Here is a 23,183-nt window from a genome sequence, read left to right as displayed (position 1 = left end):
TTTAAGAAATCCAGATGACCCATGAATGACAACGATTTGCAGAAACTGGCCGCGCTGATTGGTGCGGGCAAGCCGGAGCTGGCGGTGAAGGGGGTGGACAAGCTGCTGCCCAAGCATCCTCAGGATGCCCGCCTGCACATCCTCAAGGCCGATGCGCTCAAACGGGTGGGGAACCGCGAAGGCGCGGCCCGCGCCTACAAACGCGCGGGCGAACTGGGTGGGGCCTATGGCGCCGTGGGCTGGGCCCATGCCGGCATGCAATACCAGATGCTCAAGCAGCAGGGCGCGGCGGTGGATGCCTATCGGCGCTCGCTCGCACTCAACGAGAACCAGCTCGATACGCAGAACAACCTGTGCGTGCTGCTCTACGAGATGAACCAGGTGACCGCAGCGATGCCCCATGCGCGCTGGCTGGTCAAGAACTCCACCCAGGCCAGCCACTTCATCAACGCCGGTTACGTCTTCCGCAAGTCAGGCTTGCAGGACGAGGCGCTGGCGGCTTTCATGAAGGCGCTGGAACTGGCACCGGATGACTGGCGCACCCTTTCGGTGGTGCTGCAGGCGGCGCAGCACGGCTGCGAGTGGGCGCTGGTCGATGATTTGATCGAACGACTGCAGCGGGAAATCTACGCCACCGGTCGGGGTGAAGAAACCTTTGAAATGCATCTGGTGCATGTTTCCTGGTGCATGAACGAGGCCTGGAACCTGCAGATGTGCAAGGGCGGCGCCCGCCGCTCGCTCGAAGGCGTCAAGCTGCGCGACAAGCCCTTTGACCATAGCAAGCACCGCTGGGGCGAGCGGCTGCGCATCGGTTATGTGTCGGCCGACTTCCACAACCACGCCATCCTGCACCTGATGGGTGGCGTGTTTGCCCACCATGACCGCAGCAAGGTCGAGGTGTTCGCCTACGACCATGCCCAGCACGACACCAGCTATTTCCGCAAGCGCTTCGAAACCTCGGTCGAGCATCTGGTCGACATCCGCAAGATGACCGATATTGAGGCAGCTGAGCGTATCTACGCCGACCAGATCGACATCCTGATCGACCTGCAGGGCTTTACCGAAAAGAACCGGCTCCCCATCTTCGCCATGCGGCCGGCGCCGATTCAGGTCACCTATCTGGGCTTCCCGGGCCAAAGCGGGATGGATTGCCTTGATTATGTGATTGCCGATCCGGTGGTTACCCCCGACAGCAGCAAACCCCACTACACCGAAAAGCTGTGTCGTCTGCCCGAAAGCTATCAGTGCAACGACAACGAACGCATCATTGCCAACAACCCGATGACCCGCAGCGAGTTCGGGTTGCCGGAAAACGGTATTGTGTTCTGCACCTTCAACCAGCCCTACAAGATTGACCGCATCACGTTTGAGACCTGGATGAGCGTGCTGCGCGAGGTGCCGGGCAGCGTCATGTGGATTCTCGATCCGGGTGAAGTGGCCGGGCGCAACCTGCGCAAGGCGGCTGAAGCCCAGGGCGTGGCGGCCGAGCGCATCGTGTTCGCCGACAAGATGGTGCCACCGCTGCATCTGGCCCGTCTGCAACTGGCCGACATGTGCCTGGACACTCGGGTGTATAACGGCCACACCATCACGTCGGATTGCCTGTGGGCGGGCATCCCGGTGGTGACCGCACCGGGGACGCACTTTGCTTCACGGGTGGCCGCCAGTCTGCTGCGCGCCTGCGACATGCCCGAGCTGATCGCCGATGATCTGCCCGGCATGGCCCGCCTGGCCATCGAGATCGCCCAAGACCCCGAGCGTCTGGCAGCCCTGAAAGCAAAGATCCGGCACAACCGTTTCATTGCGCCCTTGTTCGACACCGAGCGCATCACCCGCCACCTGGAAGCGGCCTATGCCTTGATGGCCGAGCGCGGGCGGGAGGGGCTGGCACCCGATCACATCGACGTGCCGCCGCTGCCACGGCGCACCGAACCGTTCATGACGGCCCTGCCTACCAAGCATACTGCGGTCAATAACAACCGTTCGGACCTCGAAGCCCTGCGCAAGGGTGAGAATGTCCTGCAGTTGCCACAAAACCAGTGCCCCCTTTGCCAGCACGACAAGGCCGACGTGGTCCGCGAAGTGCAATGGGCCGAGGCGGTCGGTGGGCTGGACAAGGCCTACTGGGTGCAGTGCAAGGCCTGCCAGCATGTGTTCTCCCGCTACTACTGGAACCAGGAGGGGCGCGCTGCCTTGCCTGCGCGCACGCTGGACTTTTCTAGCGAACGGGCGCTGGCACGAGGGCGCGCGGCCGAAACCGTCCGTGCGGTGGTGGCCGAGCTGGGCGGCATGCAGGGGCTGCTGGAGCGCAAGGAGCCGGCCAAGTGGGTGGATGTGTATGCGGACACCCCATGGACTTATGCCGTGGCGCTGGAATATGGGTTTGCGATGACGGGCATCGTGCGCCAAGAGGCGGATGAGGCGCTGCTGAAGACCGTGGGCGGGGTGGTGGCCCGGGTGGATTTTCTCGGGCTGAACATCAACGGCACGGCCGACGTGATTTCCCTGCTGGGCTGCCTGGAAAAGGAGCCGTATCCCGAGATGTACATCGACCGCGCCATCAGTCTGCTGGCGCCCGGTGGTGCGCTGGTGCTGCGCTTTGCCAATGTCGCCAGCGCACTGTGGCGCATCAATGAAAAGGATCAGCCAAGCACCTTGTGGCAAGAGGTCGAGCGGCAGCATCTCTTCAGCATGATCAGGCTCGCCAAGCTGCTGCAGGCCAAGCAGTTCCGGATTGCCCAGGCACTGCCTGATCCGGATGTCGAATGCGGCATGGTGTTGATTGCCACCAAGGAGAAACGTAAATGAGCGGATTGCCGATCAAACCCGGTGAATACAAGGTGCTGGTGACCGGCGGCGCAGGTTTTTTGGGCAGCCACCTGTGTGACCGCCTGATCGAGCGCGGCGAAGATGTGCTGTGTGTGGACAACTTCTTCACCGGCAGCAAGCGCAACGTGGCGCATCTGATGGATCACAAGCGGTTCGAGCTGATGCGCCACGACGTGACCTTTCCGCTCTATGTGGAGGTAGACCGCATCTTCAACCTGGCCTGTCCGGCCAGCCCGATCCACTATCAGCGCGACCCGGTGCAGACCACCAAAACCAGCGTGCATGGCGCCATCAACATGCTGGGGCTGGCCAAGCGCCTGAAGGCTCGTATTCTGCAGGCCTCTACCAGCGAGGTGTATGGCGACCCGGAAGTGCATCCGCAGCCGGAGGGGTACTGGGGACGAGTGAATACCGTAGGCCCGCGCGCTTGCTACGACGAAGGCAAGCGCTGTGCCGAAACCTTGTTCTTCGACTACTGGCGCCAGCACCAGCTTGAAATCAAGGTGATGCGGATCTTCAACACCTATGGGCCGCGCATGCACCCCAACGATGGCCGGGTGGTGAGCAATTTCATCGTGCAAGCCATCAAGGGAGAGCCGATCACCATTTATGGCGACGGCAGCCAGACCCGTTCTTTCTGCTACGTGGATGACCTGATCGATGGCATGTTGCGCCTGATGGATTCGCCCGCCGATTTCACCGGGCCGGTCAATATCGGCAACCCTGGCGAGTTCACGATGCTGGAACTGGCTGAGCAGGTGTTGCGCCTGACTGGCTCGACATCGAAGCTGGAATTCATGCCCTTGCCCCAGGATGACCCGAAACAGCGTCAGCCGGATATCACCCTGGCGAAATCGGCCCTGGATTGGCAACCCAAGGTGCGTCTGGAAGATGGCCTGAAGGAAACCATCGCCTACTTCCAAACCTTGCTGCGGGAGGCATGATGAAGATCGCTATTGCAGGGACAGGCTACGTCGGCCTGTCCAACGGCGTCTTGCTTGCCCAGCACAATGAAGTCGTGGCACTTGATTTGCTTGCCACCAAGGTAGAGATGCTGAATCGAGGCGAGTCGCCCATTGAGGATGAAGACATCCGCCACTTTTTGCAGAGTGGGCGGCTCAACTTCCGGGCGACGCTGGATGTGGAGGATGCCTATGCGGGGGCGGATTTCGTCATCATCGCCACGCCGACGGACTACGACCCGGAGACCAATTATTTCAACACCCGATCCATCGAAGCGGTGATCCGGGACGTGATGGCCATCAACCCGCAGGCGGTGATGGTGATCAAATCAACCATCCCGGTAGGCTACACCGAACGCACCCGCCAGGCCCTGGGCACACAGAATCTGATCTTCTCGCCGGAATTCTTGCGTGAGGGGCGGGCGCTGTATGACAACCTGCACCCTTCACGCATCATCGTGGGTGAGCAATCAGCCCGGGCCGAAACTTTTGCCAATCTTCTGAAGCAGGGCGCTGTTAAGCAGGATATCCCAACTCTGTTTACCGGTAGCACGGAGGCCGAGGCGATCAAACTGTTCGCCAACACCTACCTGGCCATGCGGGTGGCCTACTTCAACGAACTCGACACCTACGCCGCCAGCCATGGGCTGGATACGCGCCAGATCATCGATGGCGTCTGCCTCGACCCGCGCATCGGCAACCATTACAACAATCCTTCCTTTGGTTACGGTGGCTATTGCCTGCCCAAGGACACCAAACAGCTTCGTGCCAATTACAGCGACATCCCCCAAAACCTGATCCATGCCATCGTCGAGTCCAACACTACGCGCAAGGATTTCATCGCGGAGGAAATCATCCGCCGCAGTCCGAAGGTGGTCGGCGTGTATCGGCTGATCATGAAGGCGGGTTCGGACAACTTCAGGGCGTCGAGCATCCAGGGCATCATGAAGCGCATCAAGGCCAAAGGCATTGAAGTCATCGTGTACGAGCCGGTGCTGACCGAGGCGGAGTTTTATCGCTCGCGGGTGGTGAATGACCTGGAAGCGTTCAAGCGCGAAGCGGATGTGATCATTGCCAACCGCCGCACGCCGGCGCTGGAGGATGTGGCGGGGAAGGTTTATACGCGGGATTTGTTCGGGGGCGATGCATGACTTTGCTGGAAATACTCAAGCCGGAGAGACTAACGGCTGTGGTGGATATTGGAGCAAATCCGATTGATGGTGACCCACCGTATAAGTCGATGCTACAAGCTGGCCTGTGCAATGTGACAGGCTTTGAACCGCAAGAGGCAGCGCTCGCTGAACTCCTGCGTAGGAAAGGGCCAAATGAGTGCTATCTTCCTTATGCGGTGGGTGATGGCGGCGTTCATACCTTGAACATCTGCCATGCTTCAGGGATGACTAGTTTTTTTGAGCCGGAGCCGGCTACAGCTGATGTTTTTCCACTCTTCAAGAAGGCTGGAGAGGTCATTCGCCAAGTTGAACTGGAAACACGTTGTTTGAATGAGATTGATGAAATCGAACACCTCGATTTCCTGAAAATCGACATTCAAGGTGGCGAGCTCGCCGTCTTCAAATCCGGGGGGGGGGGGGGAAGCTTGCCCAGACCGTGGTGATCCAGACCGAGGTGTCGTTCATGCCCTTGTACAAAGGGCAACCCACCTTGGGCGACATCGATGTCGAGCTGCGCAGTCAGGGCTTCGTGCCGCACTGCTTCGCGGCCATCAAAAAGTGGCCGATTGCTCCCTGCGTGATCAACAACAATCCGCGCCAGGCGCTGAATCAGCTGCTGGAAGCCGACCTCGTGTACGTGCGGGATTTCTCGCGACCCGACGCCATGAGCGACGAACAGTTGAAGCATCTCGCGCTGATTGCCCACCACTGCTACCGGTCCATCGACCTCACCTTGCGATGCGTGATGTTGCTGGAGCAGCGCGGGGCGTTGGCGCTGGGTTCGCAGCAAGCGTATTTGACGAGCTTGGCGCAGAAGTAACGAACCCTGGAGGGCAGGCATGAACGCCCTCCAGATTGCCTACGAAGGCTGCCCGCTCTGTGGTTCCGAATCGACTTTGCTGGGTGCGGCCAATTGCACCAAGCACGGACTCTGGCATTCAGCACTGCCGGATACGCTCGAATGGATGCGCTGCAGCGCCTGCAACCATGTGCATACCCGGCACTACTGGAGCGAAGCAGGCTTAGCAGAAGTGTTTCGCAACGCGCACGCCAACCAGCTTGCGGGTGGCACAGCCAGCCCCGATGCGAAACGAGCCACCTGGGTTCCGGTGGTCGAAAAGGTGATACGCGCGTTGGGCGGCTACCAAGTGTGCTTTGCGGGATCGTCGCCCGTGTGGGTGGATGTCGGCTGTGGCGATGGGACGCTGACCATGACCGCGGCAGACTATGGTTTTGCAGCGGTTGGGCTGGATGCAAGACAGGAGACCGTCAGCCGGATACGGCAGCTGGGTTTCCGTGCTGAACAGGGTGACTTCATGAAGATGAAGTTCGAAGGCCAGCTGGATGTGCTGTCGATGATGGATGTGCTCGAACACATTCCCTATCCGCGCGATGCCCTGCGCAAGGCGGCACAGTTGCTGCGCCCGGGTGGCGTTATCGTGATCAGCTTGCCGGACCTGACTTGTTCAAGCTGGAAAGTCATGGACGCGGCCAAGGCCAATCCTTACTGGATAGAAATCGAGCACCACCACAACTTCAGCAGACAGCGTCTCGTAGCTTTGCTCAAGGAATGTGGGTTCGACATTGCGGACTTCTCGGTCCCTCATCGCTACAAGGCGCAGATGGAGATTTATGCGGTACGAGTTTGATGGGCCGGGTGCATTGAGCAACTTCGCTGAGAGGATGTTGCCTGTATGAGCGAGGCGCTGTTGCTTGACCTGCAGATCGAACTGACCGAACTCGCCGCCATCGAAGCCGAGTCCATCGGCTGGTTGCCGCTGGGCGACGACGCCTACCTGCATGTGGGCAAGCCGGACGAAGAAGAGATCGTGATCACCGTGGTGGGCGTGCCGGATGCCGGCATGGCGGGGGTGAATGTGCTGTTGGTGGGGTGAGGCGAAAGGAAACAGGAATGATCGATTTGGTGATTGGCCCGGTTACAGAATGGCTGGTTAAGAAGGGCGCGGAAAAAATCCAGAGTTCGGCAGAGTTTCAGCATTCGCGCCAAGCTATACGGGAAGCCGTTTTTCGCGAGATCCGTTTCAACCAAGCGTTGATTGCAGAAGTGCTGGACGGCAAGGCGGAAGATTCGGCAGCTTTGGCCAAGTGCATCGCTGAAGAAATGGATTTTTCCGCCTTTTCAAAGCTTGAGGACTCCTTCGTACCGATCAGGCTCTTTTTTGATGGCACCTGTCCTGATGTGAGAGATAAAGCTGACGGCTCCTACCGCGAGTGGTCGTCGCAGTTGAAGTCGGAGGCTGAATGGGTTGAGCGTATCTACTTGCGTAGCCGAATTCTTCGGGCACGTTGGCGTAGCGGCCAGCCCCAAGGCGAGAAAAGTGTTCGCTATGTGAAGTGGCTGATGGCGCAATGGCTCAAGAACCTACAACCGGCCGCTACCTCCTAATTCAATAAGGCTTCTGCCCCCGCGAGATAAACCGGTCGTAGCTATCCTCCACCGGCTCCTCGTCCTCATCCCGCCGCCGCCAGCGCTTCTCCGCCTCCGGCATCACCAGCAAGGTCAGCGTGTAGCCGTAGTTGCCGGCCACCTTGGTCATCTCGGTGATCGGCATCTCGGCCGGCTCTCGCGGAAACCAGACCTTTGCCCGGGTATTGTGCGACTGCGGTCTGCCAGTGCAATTTCGGCTGTGCGCCAGCGCTGACCGGGGCAGTTCGATGGTGTTCTTGCGCGTCGCAAAGAAGGCACCGGACTTGAATGCCGCCTCGTTCGATGACGCCCACAGCATATGGTCATCGCGGCTGGCCACCAGCACGGCACGCTTGGGCGCAATCTCCAGCCAGCGGATCGCGGCAGCCGTGAGCGACACCCCATACCGGTCGGCACAATGCCCCAGCAGGTCAAAGCTCACGGTCTCGCCATCCACCTGTCGCCGGAAATCATCCAGCGGCATCAGCAAGGTGGTGGCGAAGTCGTCAGCTTCCTTCTCGATGTCCCGGCTGCCTTTGCCCTCGCCACTGGTCTCGATGTCACCAGCGCCGCAGGCGAACTCCTCCTGCTGGTGCCGATGCAGCAGGTAGTGACCGAACTCGTGGGCGACCGTGAAGCGCTTGCGGCCCTCGGAGCTCACGGCGCTGTTGTAGAGGATCATCCACTTGTCGCGCTTTTTGTTGGCGGCCAGCATCCCGTCGAAACTGTCCAGATCTTCGCCTTGGACCTTGGCAATCGGCGCATCGCGGAATCGCTGCTGGCTGTACTCCAGCGCAACGTCCTCGACCGGCACTGGGAAGCGATCCGTGCCGAAGACCTGGTTGAGCAGCTTCGAGATGTCGTTGGCCTCGGCCTTGGGGCGCTTCTGGTCGGTCATTCGTCGTCGTCCCAGGCGTCCAGTATCTTGCGGATCTGCTTTTTGGTGCTCTCGGGCATCGCCTTGTACTTGCGGAAGAACGCCTCATCGACGACCTCGGCATCCGGGGAGGCGGTGGTGTGGCTGAGCAGGAACTCGGTGGTCACATCCAGCGCCGCTGCGAGCTTGCTGATCTTGTCGGCCGACGGGTTGGGATCGTCGCGGTTCTCCAGTTCCCAGATATAGCTCTTGCTGGAATCGGTGAGCTCGGCCAGTTGCTCAAGGCTCAGTTTCTTTTGCTGGCGCAATGCGCGCAGCTTGTCACCCAGGGGGGAAGGCACCGCAGTCTCCTGTTGTCGGTTTGCACAAAGCCTAAGAATATACCACTGCACCGAACGAATACGCACCTGCTTGACAAACCCATCAGGCATCAGAAACAATCCTGATCAAGTTCGGTGTATCGAACGAATATATCGAACGAAGTGGGTCGGCAGAGTGTGGTGACTCTACCGGCCACGGGATTCGGCCAGGGTGCGCCAGGGAACAATCGGACACACGAGGCCATGTTTTTTGAGGAGACAGCACACACCATGGCCGCATTCAATTACCGAGACCTCATCCGCCAGGTGCCGCCGCGCAGCTGGCAGTTCTACTTCCAGGCCCGGGGCATGGCACTGCCCGAGGGGGCTGACTGGGCGCAAGAGGCCGAGTCCCTGCACAAGCCGATTCTGCAAGCGCTGGAGGCGCTCCCAGAATCCCAGCAGAGCCCCCTCTATGCCGAGCTGCGCCGGGTCAAGGCGCTGGCGAATCAGCGTGGCATCCAGGCACTGAGCAACGCCGTGCCGTTGGGCGATGCGATGCTCGAGGACTTCGAGCACCACGCCAGTGACGCCGAGCGTGCCTTGTGGGCACTGGCCAACTGGCCCCAGCGCTTCGATATCGCCGAGGCCTTCCTGCGTGCTAATGCACAAGTGGGTGGCCGAAGCTGGCGCCGGCTCTACCTGCCACCGGCGCAGGTGCTGCATTGTCAGCCCGAGGACATCGATGGCCTGCGCAAAACGCTCGCCCTGGCCTTCACGCCGAAGAAGGGCCGTCCGCGTGCCTGCGAGATCGATGTGCTGACGCGCCACCTCGATGGCGGTGTGCAGCTGGACATCCGCATCGAGGACAACCTGCAGCGCAGCCTGGAGTTCGGCCCGGATGATTGCACCATCTGGCGCGATGTGCGCCCACCCCTGTCGATGACGGCGATCCTGTATCCGGCCAACGGTGTCATCGACCTATTGGTGCCTGGCGGTAACTCGGCGCGCAAGAAACTGCTGGCGCCACTGGGTCAGTACGTATTCCGCAAGCCCATTGTGCCCATCGCCGTGCCACAGCCGATGTTCCTGCTCAACCGCCTGCGCCAGGGCGTGTGGCCCGATGAGCACAGCGGTCTGGACCTGCGCGACTATGGGGTGGTCATGGCGCGGCTGTCTGAATGCCGGGTAAGTGCAATCCAGCCGCCAGCCTGCGACTTCATCATCAAACCGCCCGGCGACAAGGACAGCCCCGACGCACTGGCGTGCGTGCGCGCCAAAAAGACCGATGTGCTCATGAGCCAGGGCTTCGACATCCTCGATGCGGTGGTCAGCCTCTACTTCGAGCCTGCCGACGGCGCCAAGCAGCACCGGGTGCTGCACATCCGCGTCAAGCCGACTGGCATGGCCAATTTGCGCGAGATGGAAGAGGCCGACGTCCACCTGGCAGAAGCCCTGCTGCGTGCCCTGGGCGTGATGCAAGACCCACCCACGCCGGTGGCAGCCGATGAGGCCGTGACCGACAGCGAGATGCTGTGAGCGAAGGCCCGATCAACGCACCCGCACTGGCTGAACTCTGCGCCTTGCTGGAGACGCCCGGCCAGCAGCTGTTGCCGGATGGGGTGGGGCTGGGCGGACGCGCTGTGCTGTACCAGCGTCTGCGCGACTGCGAGGCGTTGAGCCTGGCTGTAGAGGTGGTGCCCGAGGTGCTGTGCCCGGATTGCCGCGAGCACCGGGTGCAACCGCAACCGCTGGCCGGTGCCTCTGGACGCTACCGGGCGCTGTGCTTTGAGTGCGGGGAGGTGGAACTGCCCAAGGCGCAGGTACGGCTGTGGCAGGCCCATCCGGGCAAGGTGGCGGATTGGTTGCACCAGGCCTTGGGATTGCGAGGTCGTCACCCCCTTGCCGAACTCATCCCGGGCGTGCTCTGGCACCTGGGGGAGCTGGAGATTCGCCGCCACCGGCGCAGTTTCTTCTTCGGCTGCCGGCTGGACAGCGCCCCTGTGCAGGCACGCGCCAAACTGGCCGAGTTGGCTGCACCTGGCGCCGAGGCGGTGATCACCACCACCGAGGCGGCGCTGCTCAGGGCCTCGCCCCTGGCCGACTGCCGCGTGATTCCCCTGCGCGCGGTGGCCCAGCTGCGCAAGGGGCATCTCACGCTGGAGCCGCTTGACGGGTATTTCGATGGCCTGGCGCCGCCCGTGACCAACGATGAAACCTCACTGCGACTGCTGCACACCCGGCGCGTCGTGCTGATCGGCGGCGCAGAGCACAAGCTCTCGCCGCAGGTGTATGGCTTCCTCAAGGTCCTCGAAGACGCCGATGGCGACGAGGTGCACAAGCGGGGGATCGCGCAGGCCCTGGGCATCTCGGAAACCTTCCGCTATGCCGACATCAAGAAACGCCACAAGGCGGTGTTCGACACCTTCGTGCAATCCGACGACAAGGGCCACTTCTGGCTGCGCCCGGAGTTTCTGATTCTGGAAAGGGGGTGAGCCAACGCCAAGAGAGCCGATTGAATCTGTTGTTTTTAACCCCGAACTTTGAAAAGGACCATGCCATGGCCGGAAAGAACCAACACGTTGTACCCCGAGATGATGCCTGGGCTGTGCGCGGCGCAGGCAACAGCCGAGACACCTCACATCACCGCACGCAAGCCGAGGCCGAGCGCGCCGCACGCGAGATCGCCATCAATCAGAAAAGCGAAGTCCTGATCCATGGCGAGGATGGGCGTATCCGTGAGCGCAACAGCTACGGCAACGACCCCCACCCACCCAAAGGCTGATCGCTAACAGCACCACCCCACGAGCCCGGACTGACCCTCCGGGCTTTTTTACGTCTGTGGGCAACTTGCCCACCCCTTTGCCCACCCCCTCGTGGCATCCCTGAGGCGCCGCTTGTCACCCTTACTCCCGGCTCAACCGCTACCAATCCCCTGAATCCATCGGCTTCTCATTGACCCGCCCGTCCGGCATCGGCCTGACGGGCTTTTTTGCGTCTGGGCGGTGGCGAACCCCCTATTTACCAAATCTGCCCACCCTTTCCGTCCACTTTGCCCACCGGTTTGCCCACCCCCTGGTTGGGACCATGGCCCTGCAATTTTGCACATGACAACAGGAGCCAAAACGTGAGCATCAAGCACCTGAATCAACGCCAGCTGGCCGAGCGCTGGGGCGTGAGCGAAGCCAGCCTGGAGCGCTGGCGCACCGAGGGCATTGGCCCGATCTTCCTGAAACTGCAAGGCCGCATCGCCTACCGCCTGGAGGACGTCGAGGCCTTCGAAGCGCAGAACCTGCACAAGAGCACGACCGAGCGCGTCAGCGCAGGAGGTGTGGCATGAGCGCACGCCTGAATGCCGGGGTAGGCACGAATCTGCCCACCGGTTTGCCTACCCCTTTGCCCACCCCCCTGGCAGCCGCGCTGGAGACCTCCGGCGTCCATCTGCCGATCCCTTACCTCGACCTCTCCGCCCAGGTCATCCGCGACCTGCCGCTGGAGAACGTCGCTGCCCTGCAGCGCTTCATCAGCGAGGCCAAGTCCGAACTGGCCACCCTGTCCAACCTGGTGCAGGCCGGCCTGGAGCTGCGCTACGCCGATGCAGCCAAAGCCCAACTGCTGGCCAAAGACCAGGACACCGGCACCACCCACATCTTCGACGGCGACTTCGACATCACCGTCGAGATCGGCAAGGACGTGAAGTGGGAGCCCAAGGGCCTGACCGAACTGGTCGCCAAGATCGAAGCCACCGGCGGCGATCCGCGCGAATACGTCGAGATCAAGTACAGCGTCAGCGAGGCCAAGTTCAAGGCCTGGCCGCAGACCTTGCGGGCACCGTTCGAGGCCCTGCGCACAGTCACGCCGAAGGCACCGAAGTTCGTGCTGCGCCGCCTGGACACGACTGGGGAGGGTAAGTGATGACCACTGCCTTTCCCCTGCATCCAGCCGCCGAGCTCTTCCCGGTCATGGATGAGGCGGCCTTCGCAGCCCTGGTGGCGGACATCGCCGCACACGGCCAGCGCGAACCGATCCTCGTTCTGGATGGCCAGGTCATCGACGGTCGCCACCGCCTGCGCGCTTGCGAGCAACTGGGACTGGACCCCCTGGTGCGTCAGGTCAGCGCCGACGACGGCGACCCCTTCGGTCTGGTCGTTTCGCTCAATCTGCATCGTCGGCATCTGAGTGAAGGGCAGCGCGCCATCATTGCAGCGCGTTTGGCCACACTGCCTCATGGCAGGCCTGATGCAAATGCGCAAATTTGCGCATTTACCCAGGACGAGGCGGCTCAGCACCTCAAGGTCTCTCGACGTACTGTGCAGCACGCACGGGCAGTGCTCGATCATGGCATTGACGAGCTACAGGCCGCAGTCAAGGGTGGCGAAATTTCAGTCTCAGCAGCGGCCGAGCTCTCTCGTTTGCCCGCCGACACCCAGCGCGCAGCCCTCACCAAAACGCCCGAGGAGATCCGCGCCATCGCCCGCGAGGTGAAAGCGCGCATCAAGGAGGCTGGCGTTTGCGGTCCCTCGGCCGTGAAGATCTTCGATCAGGTCGCCGCCGACCAGCACCTCTCCGGCATCGAGCAGTGCGCCGTGGTCGAGGTCATCAAGGCCGAAGAACCGCCGCTGCCCACCCCGTCTGAAGCCAAACGCATCGCCCAGCAAAACCGCACGCTGGTGCTCGGCTCCGATGGTCGCTACCACGGCCCGGAAGTCTCCCCCGAGTCCGCCCTTGCCACCGAACGGTGGCTGGCGCTGCGCGAAGGGCTGGAGTCGCTGTGCCGTATCGACACCGACCCGGAGTCGCTCATCGACTGCGTGCCGCATTACCAGCACCAGAACCTCTCGGCCTGGCTCGCGCAGGCCGTCCCCCTCATCACCCGTTTCGACCAAGCCTGGAAAGGAGCTCGCCATGCGTGATCCCGTCATGAGCCTGCTGCGCGAAGCCGTGCGCGCAGAAATCAGCAACGCCTTCGAAGTCATCGGCCATGCCCGCCCGCGTGAGGTTGCCCGTGTCGTCTGCGCCCTGCACCCGAGCGATGTGCAGAGCATTGGCGCCCGTCTGGCCGAGGACGCCCTGACCGACATCGCCCGACGTGAATTGAAGCGCCGCCCCAGCAAAAACGAGCGCACCCAGATCACGCTACCGGGCATACCCGATGCCCTGCAGGCGCATCTGCCGCCAGCCATCAGCGTGCCGCCACCGGGTGTGGAACTGGAGTCGGTGGATGACGAGGGCGTCATCTACAAGCCGCTCGCCCAAGCCACCTTGGCCGACGTCGATGCGCATCTGGCACTTCTGGGTGCCCAGATCAGTGCGGACACTCGTCGCCACCGGGCGCTCAAGGAGCTGCGTGACCTGGCGCTTGCTGCCGGTGCCACGGATGACAGCCCGCTCTTGGCCACGCTCTCGTCGGCCGATCTGTTGATGACGGAGGTGGCGTGATGGCATTCCCGATCATCTCCGCCGATCAGCGCCTGGCCGAACGCCACGGCGTCAAGCTCGTCCTGCTGGGCAAGAGTGGTCTGGGCAAGACCACCCAGCTCAAGACGCTGCCCGAAGCGAGCACCCTGTTCGTCGATCTGGAAGCCGGCGATCTGTCGGTCAAGGATTGGCGCGGCGACTGTGTGCGCCCCAAGACCTGGCCCGAGTTCCGGGATCTGGCGGTGTTCCTCGCCGGCCCCAACCCGGCACTGCCGGCCGAGGCGCCGTTCTCGCAGGCGCACTTCGACCATGTCTGCCAGCAGTACGGCAGCCCGGAGCAACTGGGCAAGTACGACACCTACTTTGTCGACTCGATCACGGTGCTTTCACGCCTGTGCCTGACCTGGGCCAAGAGCCAGCCGGCGGCCTTCTCGGATCGCACCGGCAAGGCGGACCTGCGTGGTGCCTACGGCTTGCTTGGTAGCGAAATGATCGGAGCCTTGACCCATCTGCAGCACGCCCGGGGCAAGCACGTCGTCTTCGTGGCGATCCTCGACGAGGTCACCGACGACTTCAACCGCAAGGTGTTCGCGCCGCAGATCGACGGCGCCAAGACCAGTCTGCAGCTGCCCGGCATCGTCGATGAGGTCATCACCTTGGCTGAGCTCAAGACCGACGAGGGCGAGGCTTACCGGGCCTTTGTCTGCCACACGGTCAATCCCTGGGGCCTGCCCGCCAAGGACCGCTCCGGCCGCCTCGATCTCGTCGAGCCCCCGCATCTCGGTCAGCTGATTGCCAAGTGCGCCCAGGCGCAGAGCGCGGCGCGAACGGCGTCTGCGCCCCTGACCACCGCATTGCCTTCTCTCAACGAATCCCACGCATCCCAGGAGTAATCCGCCATGAGTTTCTTTGACTTCAACACCGCCGACCAACAGCAATCGTTCGATCTGATCCCCAAGGGCACGCTGGCCCGGGTACGCATGAGCATCAAGCCGGGCGGCTTCGACGACCCGAGTCAGGGCTGGACCGGTGGCTGGGCGACCCAGTCCCATGACACGGGGGCCGTCTATCTCGCCTGCGAGGGCGTGGTGATGGAAGGCCCGTTCGCCCGCCGCAAGGTGTGGTGGAACATTGGCCTGTATTCGGCCAAGGGCCCGACCTGGGGAAACATGGGCCGCACCTTCGTGCGCGCGGCCTTGAATAGCGCCCGCAACATCCACCCCGGCGACAACAGTCCGCAGGCCCAGGCCGCGCGTCGCATCAGCGGCTTCGGTGACCTCGAAGGCCTGGAGTTCGTCGCCCGCTTCGACATCGAGAAAGACGGCCGGGGCGAGGATAAGAACACCATCAAGTCGGTGATCGAGCCCGATCACAAGGACTACGCCGCGATCATGGGCGTGGCACCCAGGGGCAATCCGGGCGGTGGCCAGTCCGGTGCACCGGCGGCCGTTGCTGCACCGGGCTACACCCCGCCTGCGCCTGCAGCGCGTCCGGCATCCTCCAGCGTCCCTGGCGGCAAACCCGCCTGGGCACAGTAAGGGGAGGCCATCACCATGATGCTGCGTCCCCGACAAACCCAACTGGTCGAGCGCACGCTGGCGGCGCTCGGTCAGCACGGCAACACGCTGGCTGTCGCCCCGACCGGGTCGGGCAAGACCATCATGCTCTCGGCCGTCACCGGCCGGGTGCTGACCGAGCCCGATGCCAAGGCCTGCATTCTTGCGCACCGTACCGAGCTCACCGGGCAAAACCGCGCCAAGTTCTCGCGGGTGAACCCGACGCTCACCACCTCGGTGGTCGATGCCAATGAGAAATCGTGGCAGGGCCACGCCACCTTCGCCATGGTGCAGACCCTGTCGCGCAAGGCCAATCTCGAGCAGATCCCGACCCTGGATCTCTTGGTGATCGATGAGGCGCACCACGCGACCTCCCCGAGCTACCGGGCCGTGATCGAGCGTGCCCAGCAGAAGAACCCGAAACTGCTGCTCGCGGGCCTGACCGCCACCCCCAACCGGGGCGATGGCACGGGCCTGCGCGAAGTCTTCAGCAACGTCGCCGACCAGATCACCCTGGGGGAGATGATCGCCGCCGGGCACCTGGTGCCACCGCGCACCTTCGTTCTGGACGTCGGTGCCCAGGAAGCCCTGGGCAAGGTGCGCCGCACCGCCGACGACTTCGACATGAACGAGGTCGCGAGCATCCTCAACAAGGCGGTGATCAACGAGGCCGTGGTTGCGCAGTGGAAGGAGAAAGCCGCCGGTCGCAAGACCATTGTGTTCTGCTCGACGGTGGCCCACGCCCTGGATGTCTGCGTGGCCTTCAATGCCGCCGGTGTGCCAGCCGGGTTGATCCATGGCGAGCTGCCCGATGCCGAGCGCAAAGCCTGCCTGGCGGCCTATGAAACTGGCGATGTGCAGGTATTGGTCAACGTCGCGGTGCTCACTGAGGGCTACGACTACACCCCCACCAGCTGCGTGGTGCTGCTGCGCCCCAGTTCCTACAAGTCCACGCTGATCCAGATGGTGGGCCGGGGGCTGCGCACGGTCGATCCGGAGGAATTCCCCGGCGTGGTCAAGACCGACTGCGTGGTGCTGGATTTCGGCACCGCCACCTTGATGCACGGCAGCCTGGAGCAGACCGCCAAGCTCGAAGGTAAGCCAGTACTAGAACCCCGCTTCAAGGATTGCCCTGACTGCGGTGCCGAGGTGCCGGCCTCGGCCGATACCTGTGCGCTGTGCGGCTACGAGTGGCCCGAGGATGTTCCCCGCACGCCGCTGGCGAAGACGCGCACGCCGCTGGAAGACTTCGTGATGAGCGAGATCGATCTGCTCAGTCGCTCGAACTTCCTGTGGTGCGATCTCTTCGGCATGGACGACACCCTGATGGCCACGGGCTTCAACGCCTGGGGTGGCGTCTTCTACCTGGAGGGGCAGTGGTACGCCGTGGGCGGGGCCAAGGGCTATCGGCCCCACCTGCTGGCCGTAGGTGACCGCACGGTATGTCTGGCCAAGGCTGATGACTGGCTCAACGAACATGAGTCTGAGGATTCCGCGCACAAGAGCCGGCACTGGCTCAAGCAGCCGGCCACCGACAAGCAGCTGCAGTACCTGCCGCCTGAGATGCGCACGGACTTTGGTCTGTCGCGCTACCAGGCCTCGGTGCTGATGTCCTTCCAGTTCAACAAACGCGCCATCCAGCGTCTGGTGATGGGGGCCGGTGCTGCCCGTGCCCAGCACGAGATGTTTGCCGAGGAGGTGGCGTGAAATGCCTCATCTGCACACGACACGCGCGTGGCCTGGGCCACAGCGACAACCGCTTCAAGCTGGGCGAACCACGTCGGTACCCGATGGACTGGACGTTCTGCAGCCGGCGGTGCCAGGACGCATTCCATGCGCGCTACACCGCCTGGCTCAAGACCGATCCGAAGCTGGAGGACGTGCTCATGGTTGATCCGACTGAATTCGAGCAAGCGGCGATGCGCCAGTGCCTGCGCTTCTTCGGCGAGGCGGCTGGTGAGATCGGCTTCGACAAGCCCTTGGGTCACTACAGCGAGACGGAAGCCTTGGCGGTGATCGAGGCCATCGTGACGGCCTGGACCGAAACGATGGTCGCGCACCACGAGGCGAGCAAATACCCAGCCGTGCGGGGCCTTGAGCCTTACGAAACGACGGCGGCACTGCCAGCCGCAGGGAGGGTGTGATGCTGGACTTCAATTCCACCACCACCTTCTCCGAGCGCTTCGAGGCCTTGATCGATGCCGGGCTGCAGGCGCGCGAGCAACAGCAGGCACGCCGGCAGTACCTCGGGGCCTCGCGCCTCGGGGTCGCTTGCGAGCGCCAGCTGCAGTACGAGTACGCCCAGGCGCCGGTCGATCCGGATAAGGGCTTCTCGGGTCGCATCCTGCGCATCTTCGAGCGGGGCCATCGCTTGGAAGACGCCATGGTCGGCTGGCTGCGTGCAGCGGGCTTCATCCTGAAGACCGAAGGCAAGGACGGGCAGCAGTTCGGCTTCTCGGTGGCCGACGGCAAGTTGCAAGGTCACTGCGACGGCGTGTTCGTCGGTGGCCCCGAGGGCTTTGCTTACCCGGCGCTGTGGGAGTGCAAAGCGCTGGGCAGCAAGTCCTGGAACGACCTCGCCAAGAAGGGTCTGGCTGCCTCGAAACCGGTCTATGCCGCGCAGGTTGCCATCTACCAGACCTATCTGGGTCTGCATGACAACCCGGCGATCTTCACGGCGGTGAATGCCGACTCGATGGAGATCTACACCGAGCTGGTGCCGTTCGACGCCGCCTTGGCGCAAAAGATGTCCGACCGGGCGGTACGGGTCATCCAGGCGACCGAGGCCGGGGAGTTGCTGCCACGCAGCTTTGCCCAAGCGGATCACTTCGAGTGCCGGTTCTGTGCCTACGCGCAGCGCTGCTGGGGAGGTGTGGCATGAGCACCGCTTTCCAGCACCGCAAACCGGCCCGGGCCACCCAGACGGTGTGGGTTGAGCGCTGGTCGCCACCCAAACCGCTGGTCGGTGTGCATCCCATCGAGAAGATGCTCAACCGCCACACCTTCCTGGTGACACCCGAGTCACGCCTGGTGGTTGCTGTCATTGCGCGGGCCATCGGTGACTGTCTGTCCTTGGGCAGAAGCGTGCGCCGCGAAGCCCGGCGCTTTGTGCTCGGCGATGACCTTGGCCTGTGGTGCGACCTCGTCGGCTTGCATCCGGACTTCGTGCGCTTCGTGGCACGCAAGGCCGGCTACCTCGCCGACGAGAAGGCGCATTGGCAAAAAGTACCCATGAGGGTGCCGATCAAGGCTCACGTCCTGGCCCCAGACCCTGATCCCGGCATTGCCGCCAGCCACGAGACCGTGCGCAGCAGCGCCATTGGTCCTTGCGCGGCGATCCCCTGCGCGGCCACCCCTTTGAACACTTCTGGAGAAACTTCCCATGCTTGATTTCAACGACATTCCACCCGCCGCAGGCGGTCCTGTGGACCTCAACGCTCAGCGCGATGAGCTCAAACGTGAACTGCTGGCGCGGCTTCCAGCGGTGCTGATGGCACTGTTTCCGGCCGGCAAGATCCGTGGCAACAAGTTCCTGATCGGCAACATCCAGGGCGAGGCGGGCGATAGCCTGGAGATTGCGCTCGATGGCGACAAGGCCGGTCTGTGGCACGACCACGCCACCGGTGAGGGCGGTGACGTCTTCGACGCGATTGCCATCCACCACGGACTCGACACCAAGCGCGACTTCGCTGCCGTGATGGAAACCGCCGCCCGGCTGGTGGGCCGCTCGCTGGCCACGCCGATGCCCACTCGCTCGGAGGTGCCAATTGATGCACTCGGGCCGCACACCGCCAAGTGGGACTACCTCAGCGCATCGGGCGAGCTGATCGCCTGCGTCTATCGCTACGACCCGGAGCCCGGCAAGAAGGAGTTCCGCCCCTGGGATGTACGCGCCCGCATGTGCCGCGCCCCTGATCCCCGGCCGCTCTACAACCTGCCCGATGTCTCGCGCGCCGACAGCGTGATCCTGGTCGAAGGCGAGAAGTGCGCCGACGCCCTGATCCGCATGGGCATCACCGCCACCACGGCGATGAACGGCGCCAAGGCGCCCATCGACAAAACCGACTGGCGTCCGCTGGCGGGCAAGGCCGTGCTGATCTGGCCAGATCGCGATGCGCCCGGCTGGGACTATGCCGAGGCCGCCGCGCGGGCCTGCGTCAGTGCCGGTGCGGTGTCAGTCGCTATCCTGGTGCCGCCCACGGATCGGCCGACTGGCTGGGATGTGGCCGATGCCGTGGAGGAAGGGTTCGACGTGCAGGCCTTCCTCGACACCGGCGAGCGGCGCATCGTCAAGGCGGCGCCGAGCCTCTTGCCGACTTACAGCCTGGGCCATCTGCTTGATGACGATTCGCCCCTGCCGCCGGATCTGATCGAGCCGCGCGTGCTTACCCCGGGCGGGATGCTGGTCTTTGGCGGTGCGCCCAAGGTGGGCAAGAGCGATTTCCTCTTGTCTTGGCTCACCCACATGGCCGGTGGTGCGGCGTTCCTGGGCATGCGCCCGAGCCGTCCGCTGCGCGTCTTTTACCTGCAGGCCGAGGTGCAGTACCACTACCTGCGCGAACGGGTGAAGGGCATTGCGCTGCCGCCCAGCCGCGTCCTGGATGCGCGCACGCACTTCGTGGCCACACCGCAGCTGCGCCTGATCCTCAACGACGAGGGGTTGGCGCAGGTGATTCCGGCAATGGAGCGCGCCTTCAACGGATCACCGCCGGATGTGATCGCCATCGATCCGATCCGCAACGTCTTCGACGGCGGCGAGGGTCAGGCCAGCGAGAACGACAACGCGGCGATGCTCTACTTCCTGTCGCAGCGGGTCGAGCGTCTGCGCGATGCGGTCAATCCCAGTGCCGGCATCATCCTGGTGCACCACACCCGCAAACTCGGCAAGAAGCAGTTCGAGGAAGACCCCTTCCAGGCCTTGGCCGGGGCCGGCAGTCTGCGCGGCTACTACTCGACCGGGATGCTGCTGTTCCGTCCCGACGAGACCCGCACGCCGCGCGACCTGATCTTCGAGCTTCGCAACGGCGCGGCCATCCCGCAAAAGCACATCGACAAGATCGAGGGCGAGTGGCGCGAGATCAACCCCAGCGTGCGCCTGGCGATGCAGGACTACGGCGCCAAGCTCGATGCGGAGCGCCGGCGCAAGCGCGATGTGATCCTGCAGATGATCTTCGATGAGGCAGCCGCCGGGCGTTGCTACCTCTCCAGCCTCTTTGCCAAGACCTTCGAGAACAAGGGCGGGCTCGGTGGCATGCGCAGCATTAGTGAGCGCATCGCGGTGCTCGCCGCCCAGGGCTACATCAAGTTCTTCCGCAACGCCCAGGACTATGGTCTGCCGTCCTGCAAAGGCAGCAAACACGGCTACCTGTGCGTCGAGGACATGCGCATCAAGCGGCCCCTGGGCGAGCCCGATCCGGTCAGCGGTGAGGTCACCGAGACGAATCTTCTGGTGCTGCCGACCCACTACGTCTGCCCGCAGACCGGGGTGCATCTGCCGGTCGAGAACCCGAACGTGTGGGTCTATCAGGAGGACGTCCAGCCATGAAAAACCTCGTCCATCCGCCTCTGAAAAACGGCCCCGAACGCTGCAAAAGCTCGGAGGTTTTTTGCAAGCCTTCAAACCTCCAAAACGCAACTATCAAGGAAATCAACAGCTTGCAGAGGATGTGCAGTAACCGTCCTCATGACCTGCAGAGGATGTGCAAGACCATGAAAACCCAACAACGACAAGGACTTACGGCATTTGAGGACCACCACTGCAAACACCCCCCTGGTTTACACCAGGGGGGGAGTAAATCCCCCCTGGTGTTAAACCGTGGTCCTGCAAAGCTCCAGGCTGTGCATCGGATTGCCTTTGCCCGCTGCCCTGAAATTGGCACTGTCTTGATGCTTGAAGGCCAGCGCTATGTGTTGGTCGACTGCACACCCCATACCAAGGCCAACGGGCAGCCGACGATCTTGTTGCATTGGGAAAGCCACTGCCCAGACTGCGGTGCCACCTTCCTCGTCAAGACCGGCCTGAAAGCCAGTGCGATCAATCGCCGCTGCGAACAGCATCACCGGATGGGTGTGCCGGTGGCCAAAGGCAGTAAAGCGTGGCGAGGAGGTCGGAAATGAACACGAGCATTCTGGCCCTGGACCTGGGCACGACCACCGGCTGGGCCTTGGTCAGCCGCGACGGACTCATCAGCGGCGGCAGCGAATCCTTCAAGCCGCAGCGCTTCGAAGGTGGCGGAATGAGATACCTGCGCTTCAAGCGCTGGCTCACCGACATCAAGCAGTGTGCCGATGGGCTCAACTGGGTGGTGTTTGAGGAAGTCAGGAAACACGCGGGTGTCGATGCGGCCCATGCCTACGGCGGCTTCATGGCGCACCTGACGGCCTGGTGCGAACACCACCAGATCCCGTATCAAGGTGTGCCGGTGGGCACGATCAAGAAGCACGCCACCGGCAAGGGCAACGCCGGCAAGGCGGAGATGATCGCGGCGTCCAAGGCGCGCGGCTTTGATCCGGTCGACGACAACCACGCTGATGCGCTGGCGCTGCTGGACTGGGCGATGGCCCAAGGGGGTGTGGCATGAGAACCAGCACCGCTTCCATCCCCTGCGCCCTCGGGCGCCTGGCGCCAGCGTCACCCGCCAGCAGCGACGAACTGCGCGCGATGCGTGCGGCGGCCTGGCACAAACAAGGCATCGTCGTTGTGCCGCTGGACGAGATCTTTGATGAGTGGGATCGGGCGTTTCTGTCCGGTATCGCCACCAAGCTCTACGGTGCGCGTACTGCGGCTTCCCGCAAGAGCACACCTTGGGCCGAAGGCGAGGTGATCGACCGAGGCGATGGTGAGACCTGGACGGTGATCGCCACGACACCGAGGTGTGTCACCGTGCAACGCAGCCGCGACGGCGCGCTGGCGACCCTCGGGCAACTCGGGGAGGCACGGCCATGACCAAGAAGACGCAACGCGCCAAGGCACGTGCCGAGAAGAAGCCACGCATCGGCGAGGAGCACATCCGCCCGGACGGCAGTGTGATCCGCTACGTGCGCGAGGAGGACGATGACCAGAAGCCGGTTGACCACTACCGCACCGTGGACACGCTGGCGCTGATGCTCAGGAACGGCAGCATCACCGGCGCGATGCACGATGCCGGGCAGCAGTTCTCGCAGGACTTCGCGCGGGCGTTTGGCAGCGGTGTCGCCAGTCCCAAGCTCGATGGTCTGCCGGGTGGTACAGCGCCTGGGCAGATGATGGTCGAGAAGAACGCCGGCGCTGCCCGCTCGGTGCGGGAGGCACTGGATGCCGTGGGCGGCAGTGGCAGCCCGGCGGGATCGGCGCTCTGGTATGTGGCCGGGCTGCAGATGTCGATCCGCGATTGGGCATTGCGCGATGGCTGGAACGGCAAGCGAGTCGAGAAAAACGAGGCCAAAGGCATCCTGGTCGCGGCACTCGGCGTGCTGGCTCGGTACTACGGGTATGAGCATTCAGGATCACGTCCGCACGGACGTGGCGCTCTGACCACCAGACTATCGCCTTGAGTGCAAAGACCCTGGCCAAAGACGGTCAGGGTCTTTCGTTTATTGCGTTTGTCGTTTATTTCGTTTATCATCGCAGACCGGCGCACGAAACAGCCACCAAGGAGAGCAC

General features: G+C 63.1%; 28 protein-coding genes. 26 read left to right on the top strand and 2 right to left on the bottom strand.

Going from position 1 to position 23,183, the window contains the following annotated elements:
• The first annotated feature begins 21 nt into the window (after positions 1-21).
• From FK527_RS09115 to FK527_RS09085, 8 genes are read left to right on the top strand one after another with little or no spacing between them, the layout of a single operon-like run.
• The gene (locus tag FK527_RS09115) at positions 22-2,808 is read left to right on the top strand and encodes an O-linked N-acetylglucosamine transferase family protein (RefSeq protein WP_144732499.1); all 2,787 of its coding nucleotides are present in this window, start codon (positions 22-24) and stop codon (positions 2,806-2,808) included.
• Positions 2,805-3,773, top strand: a complete 969-nt coding sequence (locus FK527_RS09110) for a UDP-glucuronic acid decarboxylase family protein (RefSeq protein WP_144732496.1) — start codon at positions 2,805-2,807, stop codon at positions 3,771-3,773. The genes FK527_RS09115 and FK527_RS09110 overlap by 4 nt, the downstream gene beginning before the upstream one ends.
• Positions 3,773-4,942 carry a nucleotide sugar dehydrogenase gene (locus tag FK527_RS09105; protein WP_144732632.1) on the top strand — a complete coding sequence of 390 codons (1,170 nt, stop codon included), beginning with the start codon at positions 3,773-3,775 and terminating at the stop codon, positions 4,940-4,942. The genes FK527_RS09110 and FK527_RS09105 overlap by 1 nt, the downstream gene beginning before the upstream one ends.
• Complete coding sequence (locus FK527_RS17550) at positions 4,939-5,406, top strand: FkbM family methyltransferase (protein WP_246072736.1); 468 nt, start codon at positions 4,939-4,941, stop codon at positions 5,404-5,406. The genes FK527_RS09105 and FK527_RS17550 overlap by 4 nt, the downstream gene beginning before the upstream one ends.
• Positions 5,403-5,783, top strand: a complete 381-nt coding sequence (locus tag FK527_RS17545; RefSeq protein WP_246072735.1) for a hypothetical protein — start codon at positions 5,403-5,405, stop codon at positions 5,781-5,783. Before FK527_RS17550 ends, FK527_RS17545 begins: the two co-directional genes overlap by 4 nt.
• Positions 5,784-5,802: 19 nt before the next feature.
• Positions 5,803-6,612 (top strand): class I SAM-dependent methyltransferase, encoded by an 810-nt coding sequence (locus tag FK527_RS09095; protein WP_144728447.1) that lies wholly within the window; start codon positions 5,803-5,805, stop codon positions 6,610-6,612.
• A gap of 45 nt (positions 6,613-6,657) precedes the next feature.
• Complete coding sequence (locus FK527_RS09090; RefSeq protein ID WP_144728449.1) at positions 6,658-6,858, top strand: hypothetical protein; 201 nt, start codon at positions 6,658-6,660, stop codon at positions 6,856-6,858.
• Positions 6,859-6,875: 17 nt separating this feature from the next.
• Complete coding sequence (locus tag FK527_RS09085) at positions 6,876-7,370, top strand: hypothetical protein (RefSeq protein ID WP_144728451.1); 495 nt, start codon at positions 6,876-6,878, stop codon at positions 7,368-7,370.
• Between the two features lies 1 nt (position 7,371).
• Here the strand turns inward: FK527_RS09085 and FK527_RS09080 are convergent, their stop codons facing one another.
• Positions 7,372-8,289 (bottom strand): ImmA/IrrE family metallo-endopeptidase, encoded by a 918-nt coding sequence (locus FK527_RS09080; protein WP_144728453.1) that lies wholly within the window; start codon positions 8,287-8,289, stop codon positions 7,372-7,374.
• Positions 8,286-8,609 (bottom strand): helix-turn-helix domain-containing protein, encoded by a 324-nt coding sequence (locus tag FK527_RS09075; protein WP_144728455.1) that lies wholly within the window; start codon positions 8,607-8,609, stop codon positions 8,286-8,288. The genes FK527_RS09080 and FK527_RS09075 overlap by 4 nt, the downstream gene beginning before the upstream one ends.
• Before the next feature lie 249 nt (positions 8,610-8,858).
• Here FK527_RS09075 and FK527_RS09070 point away from each other — a divergent pair, with 249 nt between their 5' ends.
• The 18 genes from FK527_RS09070 to FK527_RS08985 all read left to right on the top strand — a co-directional run bounded on the left by FK527_RS09070 (position 8,859) and on the right by FK527_RS08985 (position 23,074).
• Positions 8,859-10,106 (top strand): hypothetical protein, encoded by a 1,248-nt coding sequence (locus FK527_RS09070; RefSeq protein ID WP_144728457.1) that lies wholly within the window; start codon positions 8,859-8,861, stop codon positions 10,104-10,106.
• On the top strand, positions 10,103-11,062 hold the full coding sequence (locus FK527_RS09065) for a hypothetical protein (RefSeq protein WP_144728459.1): 960 nt from the start codon (positions 10,103-10,105) through the stop codon (positions 11,060-11,062). Before FK527_RS09070 ends, FK527_RS09065 begins: the two co-directional genes overlap by 4 nt.
• On the top strand, positions 11,059-11,352 hold the full coding sequence (locus FK527_RS09060) for a DUF2188 domain-containing protein (RefSeq protein ID WP_425460387.1): 294 nt from the start codon (positions 11,059-11,061) through the stop codon (positions 11,350-11,352). The genes FK527_RS09065 and FK527_RS09060 overlap by 4 nt, the downstream gene beginning before the upstream one ends.
• Before the next feature lie 342 nt (positions 11,353-11,694).
• Complete coding sequence (locus FK527_RS09055) at positions 11,695-11,907, top strand: helix-turn-helix transcriptional regulator (protein ID WP_144728461.1); 213 nt, start codon at positions 11,695-11,697, stop codon at positions 11,905-11,907.
• The gene (locus FK527_RS09050; protein ID WP_144728463.1) at positions 11,904-12,482 is read left to right on the top strand and encodes a fumarate hydratase; all 579 of its coding nucleotides are present in this window, start codon (positions 11,904-11,906) and stop codon (positions 12,480-12,482) included. Before FK527_RS09055 ends, FK527_RS09050 begins: the two co-directional genes overlap by 4 nt.
• Positions 12,482-13,480, top strand: a complete 999-nt coding sequence (locus tag FK527_RS09045; protein ID WP_144728465.1) for a ParB/RepB/Spo0J family partition protein — start codon at positions 12,482-12,484, stop codon at positions 13,478-13,480. Before FK527_RS09050 ends, FK527_RS09045 begins: the two co-directional genes overlap by 1 nt.
• Positions 13,473-14,006: a hypothetical protein gene (locus tag FK527_RS09040; protein ID WP_144728467.1), complete on the top strand. Its 534-nt coding sequence runs from the start codon at positions 13,473-13,475 to the stop codon at positions 14,004-14,006. The genes FK527_RS09045 and FK527_RS09040 overlap by 8 nt, the downstream gene beginning before the upstream one ends.
• Positions 14,006-14,878: an ATP-binding protein gene (locus FK527_RS09035; protein WP_144728469.1), complete on the top strand. Its 873-nt coding sequence runs from the start codon at positions 14,006-14,008 to the stop codon at positions 14,876-14,878. The genes FK527_RS09040 and FK527_RS09035 overlap by 1 nt, the downstream gene beginning before the upstream one ends.
• Before the next feature lie 6 nt (positions 14,879-14,884).
• Complete coding sequence (locus FK527_RS09030) at positions 14,885-15,523, top strand: hypothetical protein (protein ID WP_144728471.1); 639 nt, start codon at positions 14,885-14,887, stop codon at positions 15,521-15,523.
• Positions 15,524-15,538: 15 nt separating this feature from the next.
• The gene (locus FK527_RS09025; protein WP_144728473.1) at positions 15,539-17,248 is read left to right on the top strand and encodes a DEAD/DEAH box helicase; all 1,710 of its coding nucleotides are present in this window, start codon (positions 15,539-15,541) and stop codon (positions 17,246-17,248) included.
• On the top strand, positions 17,245-17,685 hold the full coding sequence (locus FK527_RS09020) for a DUF6511 domain-containing protein (protein ID WP_144728475.1): 441 nt from the start codon (positions 17,245-17,247) through the stop codon (positions 17,683-17,685). The genes FK527_RS09025 and FK527_RS09020 overlap by 4 nt, the downstream gene beginning before the upstream one ends.
• Positions 17,685-18,422, top strand: a complete 738-nt coding sequence (locus FK527_RS09015; RefSeq protein ID WP_144728477.1) for a hypothetical protein — start codon at positions 17,685-17,687, stop codon at positions 18,420-18,422. The genes FK527_RS09020 and FK527_RS09015 overlap by 1 nt, the downstream gene beginning before the upstream one ends.
• On the top strand, positions 18,419-18,931 hold the full coding sequence (locus tag FK527_RS09010; RefSeq protein ID WP_144728479.1) for a hypothetical protein: 513 nt from the start codon (positions 18,419-18,421) through the stop codon (positions 18,929-18,931). The genes FK527_RS09015 and FK527_RS09010 overlap by 4 nt, the downstream gene beginning before the upstream one ends.
• Positions 18,924-21,086 (top strand): AAA family ATPase, encoded by a 2,163-nt coding sequence (locus FK527_RS09005; protein ID WP_144728481.1) that lies wholly within the window; start codon positions 18,924-18,926, stop codon positions 21,084-21,086. The genes FK527_RS09010 and FK527_RS09005 overlap by 8 nt, the downstream gene beginning before the upstream one ends.
• Entirely contained in the window at positions 21,083-21,658 is a 576-nt protein-coding gene (locus FK527_RS09000) for a hypothetical protein (RefSeq protein WP_144728483.1), read from the top strand. The genes FK527_RS09005 and FK527_RS09000 overlap by 4 nt, the downstream gene beginning before the upstream one ends.
• Entirely contained in the window at positions 21,655-22,122 is a 468-nt protein-coding gene (locus FK527_RS08995) for a crossover junction endodeoxyribonuclease RuvC (RefSeq protein WP_144728485.1), read from the top strand. Before FK527_RS09000 ends, FK527_RS08995 begins: the two co-directional genes overlap by 4 nt.
• Complete coding sequence (locus tag FK527_RS08990) at positions 22,119-22,487, top strand: hypothetical protein (RefSeq protein ID WP_144728487.1); 369 nt, start codon at positions 22,119-22,121, stop codon at positions 22,485-22,487. Before FK527_RS08995 ends, FK527_RS08990 begins: the two co-directional genes overlap by 4 nt.
• The gene (locus FK527_RS08985) at positions 22,484-23,074 is read left to right on the top strand and encodes a hypothetical protein (protein ID WP_144728489.1); all 591 of its coding nucleotides are present in this window, start codon (positions 22,484-22,486) and stop codon (positions 23,072-23,074) included. The genes FK527_RS08990 and FK527_RS08985 overlap by 4 nt, the downstream gene beginning before the upstream one ends.
• The last annotated feature ends 109 nt before the right edge of the window (positions 23,075-23,183 follow it).

Origin of the sequence: Extensimonas perlucida (genome assembly GCF_007655255.1) — a bacterium.
GTDB classification, from domain to species: domain Bacteria; phylum Pseudomonadota; class Gammaproteobacteria; order Burkholderiales; family Burkholderiaceae_C; genus Extensimonas; species Extensimonas perlucida.
This window is presented reverse-complemented; position numbering and strand designations above follow the sequence as displayed.